The following is a 524-nucleotide window of genomic DNA, read 5'->3' on the forward strand; positions in this document are numbered from 1 at the left end:
TACAACCAAGCCTCGGGGAGCAGCTACTGGGATATCTACGGCCAACGTTTCGACGCCAGCGGCAACAAGGTCGGCAGTGAGTTCCTGGCCAACAGCACCACCGCCACCCATCAGGCGCTGCCCACCGTCACCGCCCTGACCGGCGGCGGGTTCGTGGTGGCCTGGGGCTCGGTCAACCAGGACAGCGGCGGCACCTGGGGCTCCTATTTCCAGCGCTATGACGCCAGTGGTGCCAAGGTCGGCAGTGAGACGCGAGCCAATGTCACTGTTGCCAGTGACCAATACCAGGTCGTGCCGGCGGCGCTCGCCGATGGCGGCTTCGCCTTCGTCTGGCAATCGCTGGGTCAGGATGGCAGCGACTATGGGGTCTACGCCCGCTTCTTCAATGCGGACGGCACGGCCCGAACCGGTGAGGTGCAGATCAACCAGACCACTGCGGGGCGGCAGGACCTGCCGACGCTGGAGAGGCTGGCGGACGGCAGCCTGATCGCAGCTTGGCGGTCCTATGACGCGACGGGCCAGAG

1 protein-coding gene is annotated in these 524 nt (G+C 66.2%); it reads left to right on the plus strand.

The window, feature by feature from the left end; genetic code table 11:
* Positions 1 to 524 (plus strand): hypothetical protein (locus EJ903_RS27160; RefSeq protein WP_210211584.1); only part of this gene is annotated, 524 nt, incomplete at both ends.

Source organism: Azospirillum griseum, assembly GCF_003966125.1.
GTDB lineage: Bacteria > Pseudomonadota > Alphaproteobacteria > Azospirillales > Azospirillaceae > Azospirillum > Azospirillum griseum.